A 25,263-nucleotide genomic window follows, 5' to 3' on the forward strand; every position below is an offset into this window, starting at 1 on the left:
GATAGCCGAAAAGGAAAGGAGGAATGGCTCGTGACGGGCTTTGAAAGCTTTGTTGGCATCGACCCGTGGACAGCGCTGTTCACTTTCTGCAATATGATGATCACCTTTGCGGTGCTCAAAAAGTTCCTGTTCAAACCGGTCAAAAAGATGATCGACGACCGCCAGGCGGAAATTGATACCATGTACGCCGATGCGGATGCAGCCAAACAGAAGGCTGCCGAGTTGGAACAGGAATACCAGCAGCACCTGCAAAGCATCCGGGATGAACGCGATACGCTTTTGCGTGAGGCAACCGCCCGCGCCCAGAAGCGCGAAGAAGAAATTGTTGGCGAGGCCCGTGCCGAAGCAGCCGCCCTGCGCGCTGTTGCTGAAGCTGATATTGCACAGGAACGCAAGAAAGCAGTCAACGACCTAAAAAATGAAATTGGCGGCATTGCTGTTGATATTGCAGGCAAGGTAGTTGAGCGCGAAATCAACGAGACGGACCACAAGGCCCTGATCGATGAATTTATCCGGAATGTGGGGGATGCCTCATGACCGAAACCGGAAAGCGTTATGGCACAAGTTTGTATGAACTGGCTGCGGAAGAGGGCCTGACCGAACGGATTCTGGCGGAGCTGGATGTTGCTGTCAACGCAATGCAGGAGCCCGGCTATCTGCGCTTGTTGATGACGCCCAGTGTCCCCAAAAAAGAGCGCTGTGTGTTGCTGGATCAGGCGTTTGCGCAGGCGCATCCGTATCTTGTCAACTTCTTAAAGATTTTGTGCGAAGCAGGCATTCTGCCAGAACTGCCTGCCTGCGCAAGAGCTTACCGTGACCGATACAACCAGGACCATAACATTTTGGAAGTTACGGCAGTATCTGCTGTTGCACTGGACGAAAGTGCCCGCAGCAGACTGCAGGAAAAATTGCAGCGTGTAACCGGCAAAACCATTACCCTGACGGAAAAAGTGGACCCCAGTGTTCTGGGCGGTCTGCGGCTGGATCTTGGCGGAACCCGCCTGGACGGCACTGTGCAGGGCCGGCTGGAACGTCTGCGCAATGAAATCAGCGGTGTGGTGATTTGATTTGCACCTGCCGCCGGATTCCACCTTCATTTTATAGATTGTGTGGTGAACCAAACAGTGCAACTGGAACCTGAACAGATTTCCCGCATTATTCGTTCCCAGATCAAATACTACCAGAATGCCATTGAGCAGACGGAGACCGGTACTGTTACGATGGTAGGCGATGGCATTGCCCGCGCCGCCGGCCTTGATAACTGTATGGCCGGTGAGCTGGTGCAGTTTGATAGCGGAACCTATGGTATGGCGCAGAATCTGGAAGAAAACAGCGTATCAATCGTTTTGCTTGGCGATGACAGCGGCATCAAAGAAGGCGGTACCATCCGCCGCACCGGCAAAGTTGTGTCGGTTCCGGTCGGTGATGCTCTGATTGGCCGCGTTGTCAACGCCCTGGGCCAGCCTATTGATGACAAAGGCCCGATTGATGCTGCCGACTATCGCGCCATTGAATCCCCGGCACCCGGCATCCTGGACCGTCAGCCCGTCAAGCAGCCTTTGCAGACCGGCATCAAGGCCATTGACTCAATGATTCCCATTGGCCGCGGCCAGCGTGAGCTGATTATCGGCGACCGCCAGACCGGTAAGACCGTGATTGCTACGGATACGATCATCAACCAAAAAGGCAAAGATGTCCTTTGCATCTATGTTGCTATTGGCCAAAAGCGTTCTACTGTGGCCTCTCTGGTTGAAAACCTCGAGAAAAACGGAGCCATGGCTTACACCACTGTAGTGTGCGCCACAGCTTCGGAGCTTTCGCCCCTGCAGTATATTGCGCCTTATGCCGGCTGCGCCATGGGCGAATACTTTATGTATCAGGGTAAGCATGTGCTTATTATCTATGATGACCTTTCCAAACATGCGGTTGCCTACCGTGCTCTGTCGCTGCTGATTCGTCGTCCGCCGGGACGCGAAGCATACCCCGGCGATGTTTTCTACCTGCACAGCCGTTTGTTGGAACGTGCCGCCAAATTGAGCGATGCAAAGGGCGGCGGCTCGCTGACAGCTCTGCCCATTATTGAAACGCAGGCTGGTGACGTTTCCGCTTATATTCCAACCAACGTCATCTCCATTACCGACGGCCAGATCTTCCTGGAAACCGAGCTGTTCCATTCCGGCATCCGCCCGGCTGTCAACCCCGGCATTTCTGTTTCCCGTGTCGGCGGCAATGCGCAGATCAAGGCGATGAAAAAGGTTGCCGGTACCTTAAAACTGGTTTACTCCCAGTACCGCGAGCTGCAGGGCTTTGCCCAGTTTGGCTCCGACCTGGATGCCGACACCAAATCTCGTCTGGCACAGGGCGAGCGCATTGTGGAAATCCTGAAGCAGGACCGCAACAGCCCAATCCCGGTAGAAAAGCAGGTTGCCATTTTGTATGCAACAGTCCACGGCTACCTGAAAGACATTGCCGTAAAGGATATCGCCGCGTACGAAAGCGCGCTGTATCAGTACCTTGATGAAAATGTAACCGCTGGCGGTGTGATGGAAGCCATCCGCACCACAGGCGATATGAAGCAGGATACCGAACAGCAGATGAAAGATGTGCTTGCCGCATTCACGGCAGACTTTATCAAAAATGCCGGATAATTACAAAATACGCCAAAGGGGGTGCTGCCGGTGGCTGGTTCCATGAAAGAAATCAAGCTGCGCATCAAAAGCGTGGAAAGCACCATGCAGATTACCAAAGCCATGGAGCTGGTAGCGTCCAGCAAGCTGCGGCGCGCCAAGGAACGGGTGGAAAACAGCCGTCCCTATTTCGAAACGCTTTATGCCACGCTGTTTGATATTGCGGCTGCGGATTCTGAGTTCAATAGCCCATATCTGGCCAAATGCGAGAAAAAGTGCTGCCTGTACATTGTAATTGCAGGTGATCGCGGCCTTGCGGGCGGCTATAACAGCAATATCTTAAAAGCCGTGGAGGCGGATGCTGAAGGGCGGGAATATTGTGTGCTGCCCATCGGCAAAAAGGCAGTGGAATACTTTGAGCGCCACAAGATCCGGATTCTGACGGATTCTTTTGCCATCGCAGGGGATATTTCGGTCAGCGACTGCTTTGAAATTTCCCGCCTTGTGTGCCAGAAGTTTCTGGAAGGCGCTTTTGACGAAATTCGCATTGCCTTTACCCAGTTTATTTCCATGCTGACCCAAACTGCAATCATTCTGCCGGTTCTCCCGTTTGATGCCGAACCGCCGGAGCCGGGCCACGAGCATCAAAGTCTGATGCTCTATGAGCCAGACAGCGCCGCCGTGTTTGATGCCATTATCCCGGAATACTTGGCCGGGGTTGTGTATGGCGCTTTGTGTGAAAGTGTTGCCAGTGAACAGGGTGCACGCCGCACCGCCATGGACTCTGCCACCAAGAACGCTGGCGAAATGATCGAGCATTTGAACCTTTATTATAACCGCGCCCGTCAGGCAGCAATCACGCAGGAAATCACCGAAATAGTGGCCGGTGCAGATGCTGAAAGCTAGGGCGCACCAGAAAAGCCGAAATTTTATCCGATTTCTTTGCCTTCAGGTATGCCTTTGGGCAATATCTGATGCAACAGTGCTGAGAGTTTTTTCAGACACACCCGGAAACAAGCCCGACAGCACGCTAAAAATTCACTCAAAGGAGTGTGTGCAATGCCAGAAAAACACATCGGTAAGGTCGTGCAGGTCATGGGACCTGTTTTGGATATCCGCTTTGCCGACGGCGAGCTGCCGGAACTGCTGAATGCGATTGAACTGCAGAACAACGGCAAACCGCTGATTGTAGAAGTTGCCCAGCATATTGGCGATAACGTGGTGCGCTGCATTGCTATGGCCGCCACCGATGGCCTTGTGCGCGGTGCCGAAGCCGTGGATACCGGCGGGCCGATTAAGGTTCCCGTTGGCGATGCGTGCCTTGGCCGTGTGTTCAACCTGCTGGGTGAACCGGTTGATGAACAGCCTGCCCCCACCGGGGTAGAGCATTGGCCCATCCACCGCCCGGCCCCTGCTTTCGATGAACAGGAATCTTCGACTGAACTGCTGGAAACCGGCATCAAGGTCGTTGACCTGATCTGCCCCTATGCAAAGGGCGGCAAAATCGGTCTGTTCGGTGGTGCCGGTGTCGGCAAAACCGTGCTGATTCAGGAACTGATTTATAACATCGCTACCGCCCATAACGGCTATTCTGTTTTTACCGGCGTTGGCGAACGCACCCGTGAGGGCAACGATCTTTACGGCGAAATGGCCGAAAGCGGCGTTTTGAGCAAGACTGCGCTGGTCTATGGCCAGATGAATGAACCGCCGGGAGCCCGTATGCGCGTGGCGCTGTCCGGTCTGACCATGGCGGAGTACTTCCGCGATGTCAAGCATCAGGATGTTCTGCTGTTCATTGATAACATCTTCCGCTTTACCCAGGCCGGCTCCGAAGTTTCGGCACTGCTGGGTCGTATGCCCTCTGCCGTTGGCTATCAGCCCACGCTGGCAACGGAAATGGGTGCACTGCAGGAACGTATTACTTCCACCCGCAAGGGTTCTATCACTTCTGTTCAGGCTGTTTATGTACCTGCGGACGACTTGACCGACCCGGCTCCCGCCACGACCTTCACCCATTTGGATGCTACCACGGTTCTGAGCCGTGATATTGCTTCTCAGGGTATTTATCCGGCTGTCGACCCGCTGGATTCTACTTCCCGCATTCTGGCCCCGGAAGTTGTCGGGCAGGAGCATTACCAGATTGCCCGCGCCGTGCAGCAGGTTTTACAGCGCTATAAGGAACTGCAGGATATCATTGCCATCATGGGCATGGATGAACTTTCGGAGGACGATAAGATCACCGTCAACCGCGCCCGTAAGGTACAGCGTTTCCTTTCACAGTCGTTCCATGTTGCGGAGCAGTTTACCGGTATGCCCGGCCAGTATGTGCCGTTGAAAGAAACCCTGCGCGGCTTCAAGATGATTTTGAACGGCGAATGTGATTCCATCCCCGAAAGCTGCTTCCTGTTTGCCGGTACGATTGATGACGTTCTGGCTAAGGCCAAGCAACAGTAAGGAGGCAGGACCATGTCCAGTTTCCCACTTAAAATCATGACGCCGGACGGCACTGCTTTTGATGGGCAGGTACAGTCGGTGTCCTGCCGGACCATCACCGGGCAGGTTCAGTTGATGGCCCGTCACATCGATTATTGCACTGCCCTTGGCATGGGGGAGGCCCACATCACATTGGAGGATGGCACCCAGCGCAGCGCCGCCTGCATGGGCGGTATGTTGAGCATGTTTGGCGGCGAATGCCGCCTGCTGGCCACCACCTTTGAATGGGCCGATTCCATTGACAAAGAACGTGCTGAGCGCAGCAAAGCCCGCGCCGAGGAATTGCTGGCCCAGAAAAACCTGGATGCCCGTGAGCTGGAACTTGCCCAGGCCCGCTTGAAACGTGCTTTGGTGCGCAGCAATGTTGCTGCGCGTGCTCAGTTTTGATTGATCCGCTCCCGGCCGAATAAATCACAAATAAAAAGTTCCTGAAATCGCAGCAGGTTGCTGTATGGTTTCAGGAACTTTTTATTGTAAGCTTTAGCATTTACAGCAATGAGCGAAGCAAACTGTGATTAAAAGTCGGATTTGGTGTAGCATGCAGCAAATGTAGTTTTGCCCACTTGTGGGCAGCGGTACGAGTGATGCAAGTGAAGGATTTTTCGGTGCATCTTGAGATACGCGCCGGTATAAAGCCCTTCTAGGGCTTACTCAAGCCTCCGGCTTAGCCGGAAATTATGACTTTTGGGATAGTCCCAAACCCTTTTGAACTTAATCGTTCCCTTTGCCCGACATGCGGAAATACAGCCCAATAGCCAACAGCAGAAACAAGGTATCCGCCACAGGCTGTGCCCAGATCAGTCCTGTTTCGTGAAAGATTGCCCCAAGGATGAACATAGACGGAATGTAGATCAGCCCCTGACGGGAGATATTGACAATCAGGGATTCCGTCGCCGCGCCGCGGGCTTGTAGCGCATTGGTCAGCACATACCCTTGAAGATTTGTACGGTCTGACTGTTAGTAAATCAGACGGAGAAATCTGTCTGAAAGTCGATACTTCCAAAGGCAAAGACCGCTCACGAACTCCGGAAAATGCTGTATGCCTGGAAAGAGCAGGCTGACAAGCTATCTTCCGAGGAAATCAGTAAAGACAAATACGATGAGTGGCGTTACCATTACCCGGAGTTTGATACTACGCAAATCTGGGTGAAAGTACCATCGCAGGCACTTAGCGACGCGCTGGTCTAATGTTCCAAGACCAGCTCAAACCAGATAAATAGAGACGACAAAAAGCCCTTAGCTATGAGTTTTTACCCACAGCTAAGGGCTTTCTAAATAAATAATATGGATTTATTTGTTGCACAACCACCTGTCAATCATTCTCTAACCCCAAAACCATTGGCTTACAAGAATAATAGCTCTCATGCAACCGTTATCAAATTGTTATCAAAAGACTTCTTGAAGTACCTCAAACCCGCATAAACACTGGATTTTTAAAGCATTTCAAATTATTCAAACTCGATCGTTGCTGGCGGCTTGGTGGTATAGTCGAACAGAACACGGTTGATATGCTTTACTTCGTTTACGATGCGGTTTGCTGCGGTGGTAATGGTTTCGGTGGGCAGCAGGGTAACTTCCGCGGTCATAAAGTCGGTCGTGGTCACAGCGCGCAGGGCGATGGCGTAATCATAGGTGCGCTCATCACCCATAACACCAACGCTGCGCATGTTGGTCAGCGCGGCAAAATACTGGCTGGGGCGCTGAGCGGCGGGCAGCTTATCCACTTCCTCGCGCCAGATTGCATCAGCATCCTGTACAATGGCAACCTTTTCCTGGGTGATATCGCCGATAATGCGGATCGCAAGGCCGGGGCCGGGGAACGGCTGGCGGGCGACCAGATATTCAGGCAAGCCCAGTTCACGGCCAGCCTGGCGGACTTCATCCTTGAACAGGTCGCGCAGCGGCTCCACAATTTCCTTAAAGTCTACATAATCCGGCAAGCCGCCAACATTGTGGTGGCTCTTGATGGTAGCAGATTCACCGCCCAGGCCGCTTTCCACAACGTCCGGGTAGATGGTGCCCTGTGCCAAAAAGTCTACAGCACCGATCTTCTTGGCCTCGTCCTCAAACACACGGATGAACTCTTCGCCAATGATTTTACGCTTGCGCTCCGGCTCGGTAACACCGGCCAGCTTGCTGTAAAAACGTTCGCGGGCGTCCACGCAGACAAAGTTGATGTCGAACTGGCCGCCCTCGCCGAACACTTCGCAAACCTGCTCACGTTCGTTCTTGCGCAGCAGGCCGTGGTCAACAAACACGCAGGTTAACTGCTTACCAATGGCCTTTGCCAGCATGGCAGCACATACGCTGGAATCCACACCACCGGAAAGAGCGCACAGCACCTTGCCATTGCCGATCTTCTCGCGCAGGGCGTTCACGCTATGCTCCACAAAGGAGTCCATCTTCCAGGTACCGGCACAGCCGCAAACTTTGTAAACAAAGTTATGCAGAATCTTAGTACCGTTTTCGGTATGCAGCACTTCCGGGTGGAACTGCACACAGTACAGGCCGCGGGCGGCATCCTGTGCAGCGGCAACCGGGCAGTTGGGGGTGTGGGCAATAATATCAAAGCCGGGGGCAGCCTGCTCGATATAGTCATTATGGCTCATCCAGCAAACATTCTGGTTCGGCAGGCCGTCAAACAGCGGGCTGGTGGTATCCAGATCCACAACCGTCTTGCCATATTCGCGTTCCGGAGCCTTGCAAACCTTACCGCCCAGCATATGCATCATCAGCTGGCTGCCATAGCAGATGCCCAGTACCGGAACACCCCAAGTATATATTTCGGGATCGATGGTAGGGGAATCCGGCAGGTAAGCGCTGTTGGGACCACCGGTAAAGATAATGCCCTTCGGATTTTTGGCCTTGATTTTGGCCAGGTCAGTACGGTAAGAATAAATTTCGCAATAAACGTTGCATTCACGGACACGGCGGGCGATCAGCTGGTTATACTGGCCACCAAAGTCCAACACAATGACAGTTTCCTGCTGCATGTAGTAGCTCCTTCCCAAACATCTAAATTTGCATATATAACAGCATATACAGATATTATACCATAGCTCCCGGCAAATAGGTAGGGGGCTTGAGAAAAAAGTCGAGATTCTTCGATTCTGATTTGTCGCACAACCGGAATCTGTTTGCTTATTCTACATAGAATCAGATTGTCGGTCGGCGCCCCAAAGCCATAAAAAATGCCGCGCATCGGGCAAGGAACCGGGGCCGGTTCCTCCTTCCAATGTACAGCATGGTATTTTTGCTATTGTTTTATCTTTTCCGTTATTCGCCGCTGCGCCAGGTCCACAAAAGATATTTTACATTTGTTTTCAGGTAGCGGTGGAACAGGCGCTTCGGGTCCTGCATCAATCGGTAAAGCCATTCCAGGTTGTGCTTCTGCATCCACATGGGCGCACGCTTAATGTTGCCCGCCTCATAGTCAAACGCCGCACCAACGCCGATCATCAAGGCTTGTACGCGCTCCTCATGGGCGGCCATCCAGCGTTCCTGTTTGGGGGCACCAAGGCCAACCCACACAAAGTCCGGCTTTGTTGCGTTGATTTCCGCTACCGCCTGAGCGTCCTCCTGCGGGGTCATCTCGCGGAACGGTGGCGACATCATACCGGAAATCACAACACCAGGGTAGCGCTCTTCCACCTTTTTGCGCAGCAACTGCAACGTTTCCGGGGTAGAGCCATAAAAATAGTGCCGCCAGCCTTTTTCTGCGCTGACCGCCAAAACCTGCTTCATCAAATCCGGCCCCGTAACGCGCTGCGCAGCAGCATACCCCTGCCTGCGGCTGAACTGCGAAAGGGGACCGCCGTCCGGCAGCGCCATGACCGCATGGTTCTGAATATAGCGGTACTCGGCATCCTCGTGCGCCGTTACGGTGGTATGTACATTGGCCACGCAGATATATTTCCCACGCCATTGTTCCAGCTGGCTTTCCAGCAGCGTCATGGTTTTGTCCATGTCCGTTACCACAATGTTCACACCCATAATATCGCAGTTTTCCTGCATTTTCAGGTCGATCACATACAACCCGTTTACGGTATTATCCATTGTGCGGGAAGAGAGAAAGTCCGAATAGACCGGAATTACACTAACCTTAATGCCGTAATTTTCTGCAATCGCGGTGATCTGCAGCAACTCGCTGCGGTTCTGGGTTTCCTCCGCAATCACAATATGGGTAATCCGGGTACTTTCCAGAATCTTATGCAGATCGGCTACTGTGCCAAGGTAATTCGGCAGTTCCACTACCGGGTTCTGCGCTGCATAGCCGGCATACTCTGCCGATACATCCTTGCCCTTTACAACATCATTATAATAGCGTAATGCCAGGTTTCCATTGCCGACCAGCAAAACGCGGGCTATAATATGGCGCCGCTTTGCATACCAAAGGCTAATCCGGTGCAGCAATAACCGCTTGACCGTAATGACCACGCTGGACAGCAGGTAATAGTAAACAAGCAGCAGGCGGGAAAACTGCGAAAGTTGGAATACATACAAAATGGTTGCTGCCAGCGCAAAGCCGCCCAGGTTTCCCAAAAGGGCTTTTGCCAGTTCTCTCACTAAGCCGCGCCGCTTAAAAGTGCGGTATTCACCCTGTGCAATATAAATCAGAATGATTGCCGCTGCGTATACAAGTGCCAGCGGGCGGAAGCGGGCAACATCGACCCACCAGAACGCTTCACCCCAGGGGCTGTGCATACGTAGCAGGCTGGAAACCTCATACGCTCCCAACAGCAGGAAAAAGTCCAGAAAAGCATCCAGAATATGCAGTATTTTTGATGTAGAATGGTTCATGATACAATTAAAAGCCGCAAGAGTATGAAGAAAGACCGTTCCCTTTGCGGCATGTGAAACGGGCTTTCTGCCACGCATGATGGCCCCGGAATATAGTAGAGCAGCAAACCGTAACTTGCAAGCCTATTATACCCAGCGCCCAAAGCGGAATTTTGGCTCAATTGGTTCTTTGATGGAAATTTCTTTGTTCAGGTAGACATCAATGGCATTTTTCTGTAAAAGTTTTGCCGTTGAACTGCTTATCTGTGCCATCCCGTCTTTCAGGTTTGGCGGGCGGGTTGTAACAGAATGGCAGTCAGAACACATCAGATGAACTAAGTTCCAATCCAGCAGTTTGTGCAGCCATTTGGCCGTATGTCCACTGCGCACCAAACCCGAAGCATTGATCTGCGCCAATGCGCCGGAGCTGACCCAGCGGTACAGCAGGGTAGGATCCTCGGTAACATAGGGGTAGCGCTCCACATGGGCCAAAATGGGAGTATACCCACGGTTTTGCACCGCAAACAGGGTATCCTCAATTCCACCGGGATGGATGCTGGTCGGGAATTCAATCAAGATATACCGCGACCCTGCAAATGCCAATTTGGAAAGATCCAGGCTGGCCAAAGCTGTGGTAAAATAGACCTCTGCACCCAATTTGACGGCAAGAGGAAGTTTGCGTTCTGCCAGCTGCGCCACAACGCTGCGATAAGCCATTTTGCGCTGCTGAACAAAAGCATCCAGCGTAATGCGCTCATAATGGAAATGCGGTGTGAACACAATGCCAACAACCCCGTCTTCCATTTCTTTCTGGATCAAGGACATGGAAACATCCAGGTTTTTGGCACCGTCATCAATGCCAGGCAAAATATGACAATGGAGATCAACCAGTTGCGAACTCATTATGCCTTACTCCGGCTCTTCTTTCCAGCTGCGTCGTCATTGCTGTACCCGTAAGAATAAGAATAGTAGTAGCCATCTTTCTTACCGGCTTTTTTAACATTGTATCCGTTCATTACTACGCCAAGGATGCGGGCATTCACAGCTTCCAGGTTTTTCTTGCTCAGCTGGGCACCTTCAATGGTGGTAACACCCGGGCGTACAACCAGCAATGCCCCATCCGCATACTTGCACAATACTGCAGCATCGGTAACAACAGAAACCGGCGGCGTATCCACAATAATATAATCGTATACCTGCTTCAGGGCCTCAAAGGTATTTTCCATCGCCTTCGTTGCCAACAATTCCGATGGGTTCGGGGGGATAGTGCCAACAGGTAGCACCACAATGCCCAGGTCTTTGAAGTTGACCAGTGCATTGGCCAGTTGGGTACGGTCCTTGCCCGTAATGGTGTTGGTAATGCCGATATGATCACGCGGAATATGCAGGTAGCGGGAGATGGTAGACTTACGCATATCGCAGTCAACCAGCACCACACGCTTGCCACTGTCTGCCAGGGTAATCGCAAGGTTTACTGCGACGTTGCTCTTCCCTTCACCGGGGACAGAGGAGGTAATCAGGATAGTCTTGCAATCGCTGGTTGCGGCAAGGAACTCCAGGTTGGTTCGCAGAGACTTGTAAGCTTCTGTAAACTGGAACGGTGCATCTGAGCCAACCATAAACAGCTTATGATGTTCACGCTTTTTACTCATTCCTTTTTACCTCCCTGATCATACTGCGGGATCACGCCCAGAACAGTCATATCCAGATACTTGGTAACATCTTCCTCCGTGTTGATCTTATTGTCCAGCAAAACCTGCAGCACAATAATACCAATCACCAGAACAAAACCAACTGCTGCGGCCAACATCGTGTTCTTCTTAATGTTGGGGGAAACCGGCTCCGTTGCCAAAGAAGCATTGGAGATCACTTTGACGGAACCCGCTTCAACAGCCTCTTTGATCACATCCGGAGCCACTGTAATGATCTGTTCACACACCTGCCGTGCCCATTCCGGGCTGTCGCTCTGCACAGTGATCTTCATAACCTGGGTATCGTCCACAGCTGCTACGGTAACGCGCTTGTTCAGCTTAGCATAAGTCAGGTTCAGGCCCAGGTTATCAATAACCTGCTGCAGAACCGTATCACTCTTGATAATAATGCTGTAAGTAGAAACCAGCTTGGTTGCAGAATTGATCTGGTCACTGGTAACATTGGCGTTGACATCCTGCCGGGTATTGACAATCATCAGGGCAGAAGAATCATACTTTGGGTTCATCAAAAACTTAGACGCCGTAAAGCCAACCAGCGCAGCAACCAAAGTTACAAAAATCAGTTCAAGAAGATGCTGGCGAACCGCACTTAAAATTTCTGTTAGGTCAATTACTTCATTTTCTTCGTTATCCACAAAAGGCACCTCTCTAATCTCTTAATTCCTGTTTTCCAGTCAAAGATGGTTGGCCAGGTCTGCCGCTTCGGTCGGCTTTTTGACGCAAAGCACCACTCTTACAATTGGGGCCCGCAGCTGCCCCACATGCAAAATCTTAGCACGCATGTTTATGTAAAGTAGTTGTGCTTTACGGCAATTTGGCCACAGATAGCTAACATGATTTTAGCACAAATTCAGGTGTGTTTCAACCGTACATCGAAATGTCTTGATTTTTGGCAAAATACACAATTTTGTTTGCATCCCTTCCGCAAGTGATAACAATTTCTCAAAACATTTTTTACCATTGATGTATAAATTGCTCTTATTTTTCCCGTTGTTTGCTCCTGTGCAAACATATGTTATGCAAAGTCTGCTCTGTCCGCATTCCCGTTTCCCGGTAAAATTCATCCAATTCTCCCTGCTTTTTTGATCACACGCACTTCCTCGGGCACTGCGCAAAAACCTGGCGATTTTTTCAGTTTGCCTGCGGGTACGGCTGTCCGCTTTTCTTCCAGCGGGCGTACCTGCCTGCCCAGTATATGCTGTACGCAGTCAAGCTGCAAGGCATTTACACCGCGTATTCCTACCTCAGCGTCCGCGCCACTGTGGACTTGCCGCTGCCAGAAAATTCGATCCATGCAATTTTATTCCAGCTTCGCCTCCTTGCCCAGCGCCTTCTTTTTGCACTCACTTCAAAACCGCAAAAGGACATTTATTATATCAGCTACAAGGGGAAGTTGTCAAAAAAATTGCCAAAGAGATACAAATAGGCTATAATATAAAATAAAAAATTGTGTATTGAACGGTTTTTACCCCATTTGCACCCGGAAGGAGGTGGCAAGCACGGATACTTTACAGACAAATAGTACAACACAAACTGCTGAGATGCTCAAATTAGAGGGCGTTGTTGAGCATGTGATATACGAAAACCCGGATACCGGTTATGCCGTGTTTGAAGTGGATGCCGGTGGCACCGATATTGTGGTGGCAGGCAACGTGGGCAGCGTGGATAACGGTATGTCCATTACGGCGTATGGCTATATGGTCAACCACCCCAGCTATGGCGAACAGTTCCGTGCCGAAACCTGTGAGGCCAGCCTGCCGCAGGATACCGCGGCTTTGCTGAGCTACCTTTCCAGTGGGGTATTGCCCTATATCGGGCCTTCCACAGCAAAAAAGATTGTGGCAAAATTTGGGGCGCATACATTGAACGTCATCTCCGAAACGCCGGACAAACTCTGTGAGCTAAAAGGTATCACCCCGCAAAAGGCCGCCGCCATCTCCAACGAGTTCCGACGTATGTACGGTGTGCGGGAAGTGGTTGCCTGGATGGCCAAGTTTGGGCTTTCCGCCCAGATGGCTGTTACAGCCTACCGCGCGTTTGGCCCCGCCACGGTAGAAGCACTGAAAAAGAACCCCTACATGCTGTGCGGGGAGCCGCTGAACCTGAAATTCAGCCAGGTCGATGGTATCGCCGCCCAGCTGCAGGTAGGACAGGGCAGCGACCTGCGCATTGCCGCCGGGCTTTTGTACGCTTTGCGCCACAACGCCAACAACGGCCACACCTGCCTGCCCGCAGATAAGCTGATCGAAAGCACTGCGCGCTTTATTCGGGTGGAGCCGGATGCCGTAAAGGCCGGGCTGCAAAGCCTGTTGGAGCATGACGAAATGCGCGCCTGCACCTTTGACGGAACGAAATATATTTACCTGCCAGATCTGCTCAGCGCAGAGCAGGATATTGCTGCGCGGCTGGGGGAGCTTGCCACATTCCCGACAGAAAGCCCCAAAACGCTGGAAAGCGATATCCGCGTTTTGGAATTGACCCAAGGTTTTGAATATGCCCCTTTGCAGCGAGAAGCAATCCGCTTAGCACTCTCTTCCCGCGTAATGGTTTTGACCGGCGGTCCCGGTACCGGCAAAACCACAACGGTCAAAGCGATTCTGAATTTGTATGAAGGTATTTATGACCGGGTTGCCCTGTGTGCCCCCACTGGCCGCGCCGCCAAGCGGCTGACCGAGCTGACCGGCCACAGCGCTTCCACCATCCACCGATTGCTGGAAGTGGACTATTCTACCGGCAGCGTGCGTTTTATTCATAATGAAAAGAATCTTCTCCCGTTTGACGTTATCATTCTGGATGAGATGAGTATGGTAGATGCCAAGCTGTTCCAGGCATTGTTGGCCGCCGCGCGTTACCACTGCCGCATTATTATGGTAGGTGATGCCGACCAGCTGCCCAGCGTTGGCCCCGGCAGTGTGCTGGGGGAGATCTTGCAGGCAGACGTTCTGCCCACCGTACGGCTGAATGAGATCTTCCGCCAGGCGCAGAAAAGCATGATTGTACAGAACGCCCACCGCATTGTGGAAGGGCAGATGCCCATAAAAGGCGGGCGGAATGATGACTTTTTCATGATCGAATCCACCGGTCTTGCCTGCCAGAGGCTGATCTGCGACCTGGTCAGTACCCGGCTGCCCAAAAGTTATGGCTATGACCCCGTGCGGGACATCCAGGTGCTTTGCCCCACCAAGGTTGGCCCCACCGGGAGCGTAGAACTGAACCGCCGCCTGCAGGCCATTTTGAACCCGCCTGCACCGGATAAGCCGCAGATCATTTGGGAGCAAAGCGGTCGTGTGCTGCGCTGTGGCGACAAGGTAATGCAGATCAAAAACGATTATGACATTCCCTATGAGCGGGACGGTGCCGAAGCCGGTGTGGGTGCCTATAACGGGGATATGGGTATTATTACTGCCGTTGACCCCGAAAGCCGTGCTGTGACGGTACAGATGGATGACCGAAAGTATATTTACGGTGCTGACCAGCTTGCCGAGCTGGAACCCGCTTACGCTGTAACAGTGCACAAAAGCCAGGGTTCTGAATTTCCGGCCGTCATTATGCCTGTGGCAGATGTACCCGCGCGCCTTTGTTACCGCAACTTGTTGTACACCGGGGTTACCCGCGCACGCCGCCTGTGCATTCTGGCGGGAACCCGGCGCACCGAGCAGGCCATGGTGGATAATGTGCGCCAGAACATGCGTTACAGCGGGCTGCGCTACCTGCTGCGCGAGGCAGTCACTCCGGCTGAAAAACGCAGATGAAACAGAGAAAACGCAGATCTCTGGATTGGCTGGACCGTGGGCGAACGGCTCTGGAACCGCTGCTGGCCCTTGCCTATCCGCGGCACTGCCCGCTGTGCGGCACGGTACTTGAGCAAAGCGCCTGGAAAGCCGCCGTGTGCCGTTCCTGTATACCGGAAGCCGAGCGTCTGCGGCATCTTCCACCGCGTCTGCCTGTAACGGAGCACGCCTTTTACGCTGTCAACACCTGCGCAGCTGCCTTTTACTATGCAGACAGTGTGCGCCATGCTATCCTGCTTTGCAAGGAGAACGGCAACCCCTGGTATGCGCGAGAACTGGCGGATTTGATGGCTGTGCTGATTTTTGGCGCACAGCCCGCCCGTGCCCCAGGGTACCGCCCGGTATACGAGAATCTATCCGGCATTTCGCTGTACAGCGCCATTGTTCCGGTGCCGCCGCGCGTAAAGAAGAACCGCGCGGAAAATATGCCCCTTTTGCTAGCGCAGCGCCTTGGGCGCATCCTGCACATTCCGGTCATCCAGCCGCTGTGCCTGACCCGGCAGGTTTTACCGCAAAAATCGCTGGACCAGCAAAAGCGCTTTGCCAATGTCAAGGATGCTTACGCCTGCCGTACTGGGGTTGACCTTTCCGGAATGCGGCTGCTGTTGCTGGATGATGTGATCACCACTGGTGCCACCATCTCTGCCTGCGCCAAAGCGCTATTGGAGGGTGGCGCTGTGAGTGTGGACGGCGTGTGTGTTGCAGCGACGGAACTGATGCCCAAAAGCCACGGTGCCGCCGGAACACCAAAAGAAAGCAAATAACTTTTATCTGCCGGATGGTTGATGGCAATTCACAATAGATAACAAAGTGCTGCTTCTGGCAGCAAGGAGTACCAGATAAACATGAAGCAATATGATATCGGCCTTGATCTTGGCACAACTTCCATTATCATTGCCACACAGGAACAGGGAGTTGTGTTCCATCAGCCCAGCATTGGTGCTGTTGATACCCGCAGCAACACCATTCTGGCAGTGGGGGACAAAGCCCTGCGCATGGTGGGGCGTGTGCCTTCTTATATTGATATCATCCGCCCTTTGCGGGACGGTATTATTCAGGACCACCGCATGACAAACGAACTAATCGTGCGGTTTATCAATGAGGTATGCCGTTCGCGCATCATCAAGCCGCGCGTATCGGTCTGCGTTCCGGCAGCCATTACCGGCATTGAAGCTGACGCCGTGGTAGAAGCCGTTATGGCAGCCGGGGCACGGCAGGTTTTCCTTGTGGATGAGCCTGTCGCCGCCGCCCTTGGCGCAGGGCTGGATATCCGCAAACCCATGGGCTGCATGGTGATTGATATCGGCGGCGGCTCCACGGATATCGCCGTGATCAGCATGGGTGGGCGGGTGCGCGCCGCCAGCCTGCCGGTCGCCGGCAACGCTTTTGACCAGTGCATTGCCCAGTATGTTCAGGAAAAATTCAACATTGCCATCGGCCCTCTAACCGCCGAAGCGCTGAAAAAGCAGGTTGCCTGCTGCACCAAAAGCGAGTTTGAGGGCGTAATGGAGATCCGTGGTCATTCCTGGGAGACCAACCTGCCCGCCCGCCGCCTTGTCTATACGCGGGACCTGTACCTGCCCGTGCAGGAACTGGCCGCCCGCATTGCCGCCACTGCCCGCAATGTATTGGAAAGCACCCCGCCGGAACTGGCCGCTGATGTTGCCAAGAACGGCATTCTGCTGACTGGCGGCGGCTCCATGCTGCGTGGCCTGGCTGGTTATATTGCCGGGGAGCTGCATGTGGATGTTGCCATCGCACCAGACCCCATCAACTGTGTGGCACGCGGAACCGCAGCCAGCTTAACGCTGGGCCAATACCTGACAGCCGGTTTCCGCGATGCCACCCCCAGAGCGTGGCATAACCGACTGCAATCCCCAGAAGGTTTTTCCAATTAAAGCGCAGCTTTTGTGCAGGTTGTAAAAAGTATGATTTTCTGCGGATACCTCCGCCAGCCTACTTTTCTATCCGGCAAAAGTGTGCTATACTATACAGCGTTTGCCAAAATTCCCAGCCCTGCATGGTTCCGGGCTGGTTCTGCCATATAATATAAGGACAGGTTCATTATGCCCGATACCATTACCACTGAATTTCTGGCCCTGCGGGACCGCTATATCGCTTCCTGCTTTACTAAGCTGAACCCGGTGCAGCAGCAGGCTGTGTTTACCACCGAAGGCCCGCTGCTGATCCTGGCAGGTGCAGGCTCCGGCAAAACCACCGTTCTGGTCAACCGCATTGCCAATATCATCCGTTTTGGCCGCGCCTATGGCTCCAAAGAGGTCAGCCGCCCGGTTGCGCAGAGTGATCTGGAGCAGCTGCGCACCGCCATCATGTGCGGCCAGCCGGTTCCGCAGTCCCTGATGCCGCTGATGAGCGTTGCCCCGGCCCGCCCGTGGAATGTGCTGGCCATTACCTTTACTAATAAAGCCGCCGGAGAGCTGAAAGAACGCCTGAAAGCCATGCTGGGCGATACCATGGGCGGGGATGTATTTGCCTCCACTTTCCACTCTGCCTGTGTACGGATCCTGCGCCGCGATGCCGAACGCATTGGCTTCCCCAAAAGCTTTACGATTTACGATTCCGACGACCAGCAGCGTGTCATCAAGCAGATCTACAAAGAACTGATGATTGATGACAAGTTCCTGCCGGTCAAATCAGCCATCTCCCAGATCAGCGGTTACAAAGATAAACTTCTTTCCGCCAAAGATGTCGCCGCCGAAGCGCCGCGCGATACCAAGGCTGCTTTGATTTCCAAAATCTATACCGCCTATTCCAACCGGCTGCGCACGGCTGGTGCCATGGACTTTGACGATCTGATTTTCCATACCGTGCAGATGCTGAAAACCGATGCCGAAGCGCGGGAATACTACCAGCAGAAGTTCCGCTATGTCGTGGTGGACGAATACCAGGATACCAGCGTGGCCCAGTTCCACCTGGTGCGCCTGCTGGCCGGTGGTTCCAACAATGTATGCGTTGTTGGCGATGACGATCAGAGCATTTATAAGTTCCGCGGTGCTACCATTGAAAATATCCTGAACTTTGAAAAAGTTTTTGCCGGGGCCAAAACCATCCGCCTGGAGCAGAACTACCGTTCCACCTCCAACATTCTGAATGCGGCCAATAGCGTTATCAAGAACAACAACGGCCGCAAGGGCAAGACCCTGTGGACCCAGAACGGCGATGGTGACAAAGTTCACCATTATACGGCGGCTTCGGAACAGGATGAGGCCAGCCATGTGGCCGAGGTTATTGGCCAGAACCTGAAAAATGGTGCATCCTTAAAAGACCATGCCGTTTTGTACCGCATGAATGCGCAGTCCAACCCCATCGAAACTTATTTTGCCCGTGCCGGTATCCCGTACCGCATTGTGGGTGGCCAACGCTTCTTTGATCGCAAGGAAGTCAAGGATATCAACTCTTACATGGCCGTTGTGGTCAACCCGCGGGACGACGTGCGCCTGCGCCGCATCATCAATGAACCTGCACGAAAGATTGGTGCCACCACCATTGATAAGATCGGGGAACTGGCCGCCGCCAACGGCGTGCCGATGATGGAGATCATCCGGGAGGCTTCTTCTTATCCCGCACTGGGCCGTGCCGCCAGCGCGCTGAACGCGTTTTACTCCATGTACCGTGAACTGTGTGATCTTTCTGTCACCCTTCCGCTGGATGAATTTGCCGGTGAAGTGATCCGCAAGACCGGATACGAAGCCATGCTGAAAGCGCAGAAAGAAGAGGGCGAGACCCGGCTGGAAAACTTGGGCCAGTTGATTTCATCCGTAAAGACTTATGCGGAGCAGAACGGGGAAGACGCAACCCTTTCCGGTTTCTTGGAAGAAGTTGCCCTGATTGCAGACCTTGATTCCTATGATGAAGATGCTGATTCCGTTACCCTGATGACGATGCACAGCGCCAAGGGCCTTGAATTCCCGTATGTGTTTATCATTGGTATGGAGGATGGCGTTTTTCCCGGTGACCTTGCTCGCTACAGCGAGGAAGAAATGGAAGAGGAGCGCCGCCTGTGCTATGTCGGTATTACCCGCGCCAAGAAAGAGCTGTATCTTTCTTCCTCCCGCAGCCGTATGATTTTCGGCCAGACGCGCCGCAACCCGCCTTCCTGCTTTTTGGATGAGATTGACCCCAATGTGATGGACGAAACCGAAAGCCCAGAGCTTGCTTACAGCGGCGGTTTTGGCGCCGGGTACGGCAGCTACAGCACCAATGTTCCCGGCGGGCGCAGCGGATACTCCGGGGCTTCCCGCGGGTATCTGAACAGTGAATACAACCGCGGCGGCTTTGGCAGCAAGTATGCCGGCGGCTTCCAAAGTGGGTTTGCTTCCGGCGGGCACGAAAGCCCGAACTACCCCGGCGGCCGCCACACGGTCCAAAGCAGTAGCTTTGGCGCCGGGTATGGCAGTAGCCGCGTCAACCATCATTCCGGTGCTCCGGTTGCTCCGGCGGGCGGTGGCGTTACCACTGCGCCCGCCGCACCCGCACGCAAAAAGGCCGCCAACTTTGCAGCCGGGGACCTTGTGGACCACAAGGTATTTGGCCGCGGCAAGGTGCTGAAAGTAACGCCGGTTGCGGGGGACTGTATTGTAGAAATCCAGTTTGACCGCGTTGGCATCAAAAAAACAATGGCCAATTACGCCCCGCTGACCAAGCTGACCAGCGAAGAATAAACCACTGATAAAAAAGGAAAAGAGGGAACGGGCCCATGCTTGTAACATTGATCGCCCACACCAATGACCCCGAAAAGACCATTGCCGCAGCCGCCAAGCTGTGCTATTCTGATGCACATATCGAAACCCTGCTGGATGGCCTAACACCGGAAAAGACCGCAGCCTTTTTGCAAAAGCTGAATGACTTCGGCCACGCCAGCCCCATTGAACATGCCAGCTTTACCTTTGGCATTGAGGGCGTTTCCCGCACCTTTCTGGCACAGGTCACCCGCCACCGCATTGCAAGTTTCAGTGTGCAGAGCCAGCGCTATGTGCGGCTGGAAGATTTCCGTTATGTGATTCCCCCGGAAATTGAGGCTGACCCTGCGGCCAAAGCGGCTTTTATTGATGCAATGAACGCCGATGCCAAACACTACCTGGAGCTGGTCAAAGCACTGGAAGAAAAGCATACCCACACCTTGATGGAGCAGGGCATGCCGGAAAAGACCGCCCGCGCCAAAGCCAGCAAAATGGCAAACGAGGACGCCCGCTTTGTATTGCCCAACGCCTGCGAGACAAAAATGGTAATGACCATGAACTGCCGCAGCCTGAACAACTTTTTCAACCTGCGCTGCTGCAACCGTGCCCAGTGGGAGATCCGTGCCGTTGCCGATGAAATGCTGCGCCTTGTATACCCGCTTGCGCCGCATGTTTTTGCCGCAGCTGGTCCCCGCTGCCTGGCGGGTCCCTGCCCGGAGGGCGGTATGTGCTGCGGCAAGCAGAACGCCGTGCGTGATAAATATGCAACACTGAAACAGGAGGCTGAAAACCATGGGTAAACTGATTATTTTTGAAGGCCTGGATGGTTCCGGCAAGGGCACGCAGGCAGAACTTGCCTGCCAGAATTTGCATAGCAAAGGGTATGACCCGCTGAAAATCAGCTTCCCAGATTATGATAGTCCGTCCTCCGCACTGGTCAAGATGTATCTTTCCGGCGAGTTCGGCCAGCGCCCGGATGACGTGAACGCTTATGCAGCTTCAACGTTTTATGCTGTTGACCGCTTTGCCAGTTACAAAACCAGGTGGGGCAATGTCTACCGCCAGAATGGGCTAATCATCTCTGACCGTTACACCACCTCCAACGCTGTTCACCAATGTTCCAAACTGCCGCCGATGCACTGGGATGGCTTTCTGGAGTGGCTGTTTGAGTTCGAGTACAAAAAGCTCGGCCTGCCTGCGCCGGATGCGGTTGTATACCTTGCGGTTGATCCCGATGTCAGCCAGCGCCTGATTGCGCAGCGCTACCACGGCGATGAAAGCAAAAAAGATATTCAGGAACGCGATACCGAATACCTGGCCCGTTCCCGCGCCGCCGCTGAATACTGCGCACGCAAGCTGGGCTGGCACCGCATTGAGTGTACCACAACGGTAGACGGCCAGAAAACCATCCGCACGCCGGAGGATATTCAGTCCGAAGTGATGGCATACCTGGAGCGGATTTTGAGCTAAAACCGTTGGCAGCAAAAGCCACATGTTGAATACGGCAAGGAGGGGATAGAACATGCTTTGCAAAGCAACGGAAGCTGATTTGGAGCAGATGGTTGCGTTCCGCCGCAAAACGTATGGCGGAACCCGCCAGGATGCTTTGGACTGGCTTTGTGGAATTGTGGGGTTGGATAATATCCTGATCCTTGCCCGGGACCCGGCCCCCGGTGCAAAGCCCATCCCAGCCGCCATGATTGGTGCGGTTCCAGTGGAATGCGGGCACCACCACGGCGTATGGCTCTGCTGCATGGCAACGGACCCGTCCCTGCAGGGGCGCGGGCTGATGCCCAAACTGCTGGCAACCTGCCTGCGCGCCTTTTCCGCCAAAGGGTGTGATTTCGCTGTGGCGGCACCGCAAAGCACGCGGGCCGCAAAAGCGTTTTCCCAGCTGAATTTTCAGGGGCGCTTCCCGCTGCGCATCATCCGCAAGCCCATTGAACACAATTTGTGGGCACGAGCAGAGTTTGATAACCTGACAGTCCGCAAATTGATCGACACCCGCATGCGCTACCAGCCCGCCTGCATCGCCCTGCCGGAAAGCAGCATGAACACCATGATCACCCGGCTCTACCGCCGCGGTATGACCATTGTTTCCAACCAGCGCGGTTACGGCCTCTATTGCCAGGAAAAGGACGAGCTGCTTTTTATGGAGCTGCAGGCCGATAACGACCATTCGGCTGATATTCTGCTGCAGGCCGCGCGGGAACATACCGGTCTGACCAAAGCACGGCTGCTGCTGGCGGAAAATCAGTTTTTGTACCTGGGCGAGGGTAAGCGCTGTGGTTACGGCATGATTTGTTACCTTGGGCAGCCGTTCCCTGTTACGGACGTTTATTTCCGCCTGTTGCTGTAAGACCGTGCATATGTGAAACAGGGCAGTTCTGCTGCCTGGTAAAGGAGATTTGGAATGAAAATCAATCGTGGTGATTCCCAGGACAAGGGCTCGCAGTCGCGCCAGGCTTATCATGCTGCGCCAGCCCCCGCACCAAAGCGCCCGGTACAGCCTGATCCTGACCCGCAGGACCTGTACGAAGACGCCGAAGGTCCAGTCGAGTACGCAGAGGATGACGATGATGAACCCGTCCGCCGCCGTTTTCCCATTGGGCTTGTGGTTCTTGTTGTCATTTTGGCTATCGTCGGCATCGGCGGCTGGAAAGTGTTCCAGTTCTACGGCGAAGTTGCCGGCAACGGCGAACTTGGCCCGGAGCAGACCGTTACCATTGAACAGGGTTCCACTGTTGCAGACATCACAAACGTTTTGAAAGAGGATGGCGTCATCCAGTATGACTGGCTGTTCAAGCTGTATGCCAAATACAGCGGCCGCGCTTCCGGTTTGCAGTATGGCGATTTCACCCTGCGCTCCGGCATGGATTATAACACGATCCTGAAAACCCTCAGCGTGCAGCAGGTCAAGCGCAAGACCATTACCATCACATTCCCCGAAGGCTACACAGCCGTTGCTATTGCCCAGAAGATGGAAGAAAATGGCTTGTGCTCGGTGGATGATTTCCTTGCCTGCGCCAACGGCGAGGATGGTTCCGATTTCAGCCAGTATGATTTCTGGAATGCCATCCCGGATACCGAAGGCCGCCTGATGAAGTGCGAGGGCTACCTGTTCCCGGACACTTACGAGTTCTTCACCGATGACTCGGTCTATAATTACGTCAACACCTTCTATAAAGAATTCGACGCCAAAACTTCCGACCTGTGGGATACCATCAACGAAAAGGGCACCACAATGAATGATGTTGTCATTCTGGCCAGCTTTATTCAGGAAGAAGCCGGTATGCCCGCAGAAGACGCCAAGGTTTCCGCCTGCTTCCACAATCGTTTGGAATCCGATGACCCGCAGTGGGCAGAGCATAAGCTGGAATCCAATGCCAGCAGCTATATCATGAACGATAGCGACAATAACTACCTGTGGAATTCGCCCACCGCCGCTTATTACGGCTGGCCGGAACAGGGTGCTGTTCCGGATGATGTGCTTGCTCATTACGACACCTACCGCATCAGCGGCCTGCCCGCCGGTGCCATCACCAATCCCGGTATTGATGCCATTGCCGCCGCGCTGAATCCCGACCAGGAATATCTGGACGAAGGCTATTATTTCTTTGTTACCGGCAACCCGAACGGCGACCACCCTGGCGAATATTTCTATGCCAAAACGGCAGATGAACACCATCAGAACTGCATCATCGCCGGTTGGGGCTGATAAAAGCTGAACTTCACTGAACAAAGGAGCCGTTATCTTATGTTGTCCTGTCCGGAACTGCTGTCGCCTGCCGGCAGCCTTGAAGCCCTGAAATATGCCGTCATGTATGGTGCCGATGCCGTATACTGCGCACTGCCGCGCTTTGGTATGCGCGCCGCACCGGTCAACCTGACCATTGGCGAGCTTCATGATGGCTGCATTTTTGCCCATGCTCGCGGCAAAAAAGTATACCTGACCCTGAACAACCTGCCCACCAACGATGAGCTTTCCGAGCTGCCGCAGTATATCAAGGACGCGGCCGAAGCCGGGGTGGATGCCTTTATCATTGCGGACCTTGGCGTACTGAGCCTTGCCAAACAGTATGCCCCGGATGTGGATGTGCATTTTTCCACCCAGGCAGGCATCACTAATTATGCTGCTGCAACCATGGCCTACAACCTGGGCGCCAAGCGTGTGGTGCTGGCGCGCGAGCTGACCCTGACCGATATTGCCCAGATCCGCGATAACACCCCGCCGGAGCTGGAACTGGAAGCCTTTGTGCACGGCGCCATGTGCATGAGCGTTTCTGGTCGGTGCCTGCTTTCCAGCTATATGACCGGGCGCAGCGGCAACCGCGGCGAATGTGCCCAGCCCTGCCGCTGGAAATACTATCTTGTAGAAGAAAACCGCCCCGGCCAGTATATGCCCATTGGCGAAAATGAGGAAGGCAGCTACATCCTGAACGCCAACGACCTATGCACCGCACCGTTTTTGGACCTGATCTGCAAGGCTGGTGTGGATTCTCTGAAAATTGAGGGGCGCGCCAAAACGTTCTATTACGTTGCGTCCGTTACCGCCGCTTACCGCAAAGCGCTGGACCAGTACCTGGCAAACCCCGCCAGTGATACGTTTGATTTACCGGATTCCGTGCTGGATGAGCTGAACCGTACCAGCCACCGCCATTATTCACCCGGTTTCTATTTTGGCAAAGAGAAAGCCCTGCAGACGCCCAGCCATACTTATGTGCGAGATTGGGATTTCATCGGCACTGTGGATTCGTGGGAAGACGGCGTTGCCCATTGCACCCAGCGCAGCAAGTTCTGCCTGGGAGATTCGCTGGAAATTTTGCAGCCAGATGGTTCGGTCGTGCCCATAACCCCTGAATGGATCAAAAACGCGGAAGGGGAAGCGGTGGATGCCACCCCGCACCCGATGATGCAGTATACCATTCCCTGTGCCACGCCCTTGATGCCGTACAGCCTGCTGCGGATGCAGAAAAGGCAGTAAATTTTCATTTATCTATTTGCAACAACCAAAAGCCCCACCTGCCGGATGCAGAATGTTCTGCCCGGCAGGCGGGGCTTTTTTATTTTTATTCTTTACTTTTAGGGCAATACCGCATAATTCTAAGTGCCGATACGGCGAGCGAGGTGCGGCAGCTGCTAAGCCAAAAGCGCAGATAAT

The 25,263-nt window shown here is 53.6% G+C and carries 21 protein-coding genes and 1 pseudogene; 16 read left to right on the forward strand and 6 right to left on the reverse strand.

Going from position 1 to position 25,263, the window contains the following annotated elements; genetic code table 11:
* Positions 1-30 precede the first annotated feature (30 nt).
* From atpF to atpC, 6 genes are all read left to right on the forward strand, one after another.
* The gene (gene atpF, locus C4885_RS06120) at positions 31-537 is read left to right on the forward strand and encodes a F0F1 ATP synthase subunit B (RefSeq protein ID WP_113999483.1); all 507 of its coding nucleotides are present in this window, start codon (positions 31-33) and stop codon (positions 535-537) included.
* Complete coding sequence (gene atpH, locus C4885_RS06125; protein ID WP_113999484.1) at positions 534-1,067, forward strand: ATP synthase F1 subunit delta; 534 nt, start codon at positions 534-536, stop codon at positions 1,065-1,067. Before atpF ends, atpH begins: the two co-directional genes overlap by 4 nt.
* A 57-nt stretch (positions 1,068-1,124) precedes the next feature.
* On the forward strand, positions 1,125-2,648 hold the full coding sequence (gene atpA, locus C4885_RS06130; protein ID WP_113999485.1) for a F0F1 ATP synthase subunit alpha: 1,524 nt from the start codon (positions 1,125-1,127) through the stop codon (positions 2,646-2,648).
* 42 nt (positions 2,649-2,690) lie between these two features.
* Entirely contained in the window at positions 2,691-3,533 is an 843-nt protein-coding gene (gene atpG, locus C4885_RS06135; protein ID WP_345784365.1) for an ATP synthase F1 subunit gamma, read from the forward strand.
* Positions 3,534-3,686: 153 nt separating this feature from the next.
* Complete coding sequence (gene atpD / locus C4885_RS06140; RefSeq protein ID WP_113999487.1) at positions 3,687-5,081, forward strand: F0F1 ATP synthase subunit beta; 1,395 nt, start codon at positions 3,687-3,689, stop codon at positions 5,079-5,081.
* 12 nt (positions 5,082-5,093) lie between these two features.
* Positions 5,094-5,507, forward strand: coding sequence for an ATP synthase F1 subunit epsilon (gene atpC / locus C4885_RS06145; protein ID WP_113999488.1), 414 nt, complete (start codon positions 5,094-5,096; stop codon positions 5,505-5,507).
* 324 nt (positions 5,508-5,831) lie between these two features.
* Here atpC and C4885_RS06150 read toward each other — a convergent pair whose 3' ends face one another.
* Positions 5,832-6,047, reverse strand: a complete 216-nt coding sequence (locus tag C4885_RS06150) for a hypothetical protein (RefSeq protein ID WP_113999489.1) — start codon at positions 6,045-6,047, stop codon at positions 5,832-5,834.
* A gap of 2 nt (positions 6,048-6,049) precedes the next feature.
* Between C4885_RS06150 and C4885_RS16975 the strand changes: the two are divergent.
* Positions 6,050-6,340: pseudogene (locus C4885_RS16975) on the forward strand (transcriptional regulator); the annotation flags it as partial.
* A gap of 228 nt (positions 6,341-6,568) precedes the next feature.
* Here the strand turns inward: C4885_RS16975 and guaA are convergent.
* From guaA to C4885_RS06180, 5 genes are all read right to left on the reverse strand, one after another.
* Positions 6,569-8,113 (reverse strand): glutamine-hydrolyzing GMP synthase, encoded by a 1,545-nt coding sequence (gene guaA, locus C4885_RS06160; RefSeq protein ID WP_113999490.1) that lies wholly within the window; start codon positions 8,111-8,113, stop codon positions 6,569-6,571.
* A gap of 283 nt (positions 8,114-8,396) precedes the next feature.
* Positions 8,397-9,920, reverse strand: a complete 1,524-nt coding sequence (locus C4885_RS17295) for a WecB/TagA/CpsF family glycosyltransferase (protein ID WP_158538821.1) — start codon at positions 9,918-9,920, stop codon at positions 8,397-8,399.
* A 126-nt stretch (positions 9,921-10,046) separates the two neighbouring features.
* Positions 10,047-10,802, reverse strand: coding sequence for a tyrosine-protein phosphatase (locus C4885_RS06170; RefSeq protein WP_113999492.1), 756 nt, complete (start codon positions 10,800-10,802; stop codon positions 10,047-10,049).
* Positions 10,802-11,551 carry a CpsD/CapB family tyrosine-protein kinase gene (locus C4885_RS06175; protein WP_113999493.1) on the reverse strand — a complete coding sequence of 250 codons (750 nt, stop codon included), beginning with the start codon at positions 11,549-11,551 and terminating at the stop codon, positions 10,802-10,804. The genes C4885_RS06170 and C4885_RS06175 overlap by 1 nt, the downstream gene beginning before the upstream one ends.
* Positions 11,548-12,246 carry a YveK family protein gene (locus C4885_RS06180; protein WP_158538822.1) on the reverse strand — a complete coding sequence of 233 codons (699 nt, stop codon included), beginning with the start codon at positions 12,244-12,246 and terminating at the stop codon, positions 11,548-11,550. Before C4885_RS06180 ends, C4885_RS06175 begins: the two co-directional genes overlap by 4 nt.
* Before the next feature lie 906 nt (positions 12,247-13,152).
* Here C4885_RS06180 and C4885_RS06190 point away from each other — a divergent pair.
* The 9 genes from C4885_RS06190 to C4885_RS06230 all read left to right on the forward strand — a co-directional run bounded on the left by C4885_RS06190 (position 13,153) and on the right by C4885_RS06230 (position 25,086).
* Entirely contained in the window at positions 13,153-15,363 is a 2,211-nt protein-coding gene (locus C4885_RS06190; protein WP_113999496.1) for an ATP-dependent RecD-like DNA helicase, read from the forward strand.
* Complete coding sequence (locus C4885_RS06195) at positions 15,360-16,166, forward strand: ComF family protein (RefSeq protein WP_113999497.1); 807 nt, start codon at positions 15,360-15,362, stop codon at positions 16,164-16,166. The genes C4885_RS06190 and C4885_RS06195 overlap by 4 nt, the downstream gene beginning before the upstream one ends.
* Positions 16,167-16,247: 81 nt before the next feature.
* Positions 16,248-17,300 carry a rod shape-determining protein gene (locus tag C4885_RS06200; protein ID WP_113999498.1) on the forward strand — a complete coding sequence of 351 codons (1,053 nt, stop codon included), beginning with the start codon at positions 16,248-16,250 and terminating at the stop codon, positions 17,298-17,300.
* Positions 17,301-17,468: 168 nt separating this feature from the next.
* Positions 17,469-20,084, forward strand: a complete 2,616-nt coding sequence (locus C4885_RS06205) for an ATP-dependent helicase (RefSeq protein WP_113999499.1) — start codon at positions 17,469-17,471, stop codon at positions 20,082-20,084.
* Between the two features lie 35 nt (positions 20,085-20,119).
* Complete coding sequence (thyX, locus tag C4885_RS06210) at positions 20,120-20,902, forward strand: FAD-dependent thymidylate synthase (RefSeq protein WP_113999500.1); 783 nt, start codon at positions 20,120-20,122, stop codon at positions 20,900-20,902.
* Positions 20,895-21,572: a thymidylate kinase gene (locus C4885_RS06215; RefSeq protein ID WP_113999501.1), complete on the forward strand. Its 678-nt coding sequence runs from the start codon at positions 20,895-20,897 to the stop codon at positions 21,570-21,572. The genes thyX and C4885_RS06215 overlap by 8 nt, the downstream gene beginning before the upstream one ends.
* A 52-nt stretch (positions 21,573-21,624) precedes the next feature.
* On the forward strand, positions 21,625-22,461 hold the full coding sequence (locus C4885_RS06220; protein WP_113999502.1) for a GNAT family N-acetyltransferase: 837 nt from the start codon (positions 21,625-21,627) through the stop codon (positions 22,459-22,461).
* 54 nt (positions 22,462-22,515) lie between these two features.
* Complete coding sequence (gene mltG, locus C4885_RS06225; RefSeq protein ID WP_113999503.1) at positions 22,516-23,820, forward strand: endolytic transglycosylase MltG; 1,305 nt, start codon at positions 22,516-22,518, stop codon at positions 23,818-23,820.
* Between the two features lie 39 nt (positions 23,821-23,859).
* Positions 23,860-25,086 (forward strand): U32 family peptidase, encoded by a 1,227-nt coding sequence (locus C4885_RS06230; protein ID WP_113999504.1) that lies wholly within the window; start codon positions 23,860-23,862, stop codon positions 25,084-25,086.
* The last annotated feature ends 177 nt before the right edge of the window (positions 25,087-25,263 follow it).

This window comes from Subdoligranulum sp. APC924/74, assembly GCF_003324125.1.
In the GTDB taxonomy this organism is placed as follows: Bacteria; Bacillota; Clostridia; order Oscillospirales; family Ruminococcaceae; genus Gemmiger; species Gemmiger qucibialis.

Bases quoted from the DNA above. Each gene is read 5' to 3' on its own strand.
- atpH (WP_113999484.1), top strand. From the start codon at position 534: ATGACCGAAACCGGAAAGCGTTATGGCACAAGTTTGTATGAACTGGCT.
- atpG (WP_345784365.1), top strand. From the start codon at position 2,691: ATGAAAGAAATCAAGCTGCGCATCAAAAGCGTGGAAAGCACCATGCAG.
- atpD (WP_113999487.1), top strand. From the start codon at position 3,687: ATGCCAGAAAAACACATCGGTAAGGTCGTGCAGGTCATGGGACCTGTT.
- atpC (WP_113999488.1), top strand. From the start codon at position 5,094: ATGTCCAGTTTCCCACTTAAAATCATGACGCCGGACGGCACTGCTTTT.
- guaA (WP_113999490.1), bottom strand. From the start codon at position 8,113: ATGCAGCAGGAAACTGTCATTGTGTTGGACTTTGGTGGCCAGTATAAC.
- C4885_RS17295 (WP_158538821.1), bottom strand. From the start codon at position 9,920: ATGAACCATTCTACATCAAAAATACTGCATATTCTGGATGCTTTTCTG.
- C4885_RS06170 (WP_113999492.1), bottom strand. From the start codon at position 10,802: ATGAGTTCGCAACTGGTTGATCTCCATTGTCATATTTTGCCTGGCATT.
- C4885_RS06175 (WP_113999493.1), bottom strand. From the start codon at position 11,551: ATGAGTAAAAAGCGTGAACATCATAAGCTGTTTATGGTTGGCTCAGAT.
- C4885_RS06190 (WP_113999496.1), top strand. From the start codon at position 13,153: ATGCTCAAATTAGAGGGCGTTGTTGAGCATGTGATATACGAAAACCCG.
- C4885_RS06195 (WP_113999497.1), top strand. From the start codon at position 15,360: ATGAAACAGAGAAAACGCAGATCTCTGGATTGGCTGGACCGTGGGCGA.
- C4885_RS06200 (WP_113999498.1), top strand. From the start codon at position 16,248: ATGAAGCAATATGATATCGGCCTTGATCTTGGCACAACTTCCATTATC.
- C4885_RS06205 (WP_113999499.1), top strand. From the start codon at position 17,469: ATGCCCGATACCATTACCACTGAATTTCTGGCCCTGCGGGACCGCTAT.
- thyX (WP_113999500.1), top strand. From the start codon at position 20,120: ATGCTTGTAACATTGATCGCCCACACCAATGACCCCGAAAAGACCATT.
- C4885_RS06215 (WP_113999501.1), top strand. From the start codon at position 20,895: ATGGGTAAACTGATTATTTTTGAAGGCCTGGATGGTTCCGGCAAGGGC.
- C4885_RS06220 (WP_113999502.1), top strand. From the start codon at position 21,625: ATGCTTTGCAAAGCAACGGAAGCTGATTTGGAGCAGATGGTTGCGTTC.
- mltG (WP_113999503.1), top strand. From the start codon at position 22,516: ATGAAAATCAATCGTGGTGATTCCCAGGACAAGGGCTCGCAGTCGCGC.
- C4885_RS06230 (WP_113999504.1), top strand. From the start codon at position 23,860: ATGTTGTCCTGTCCGGAACTGCTGTCGCCTGCCGGCAGCCTTGAAGCC.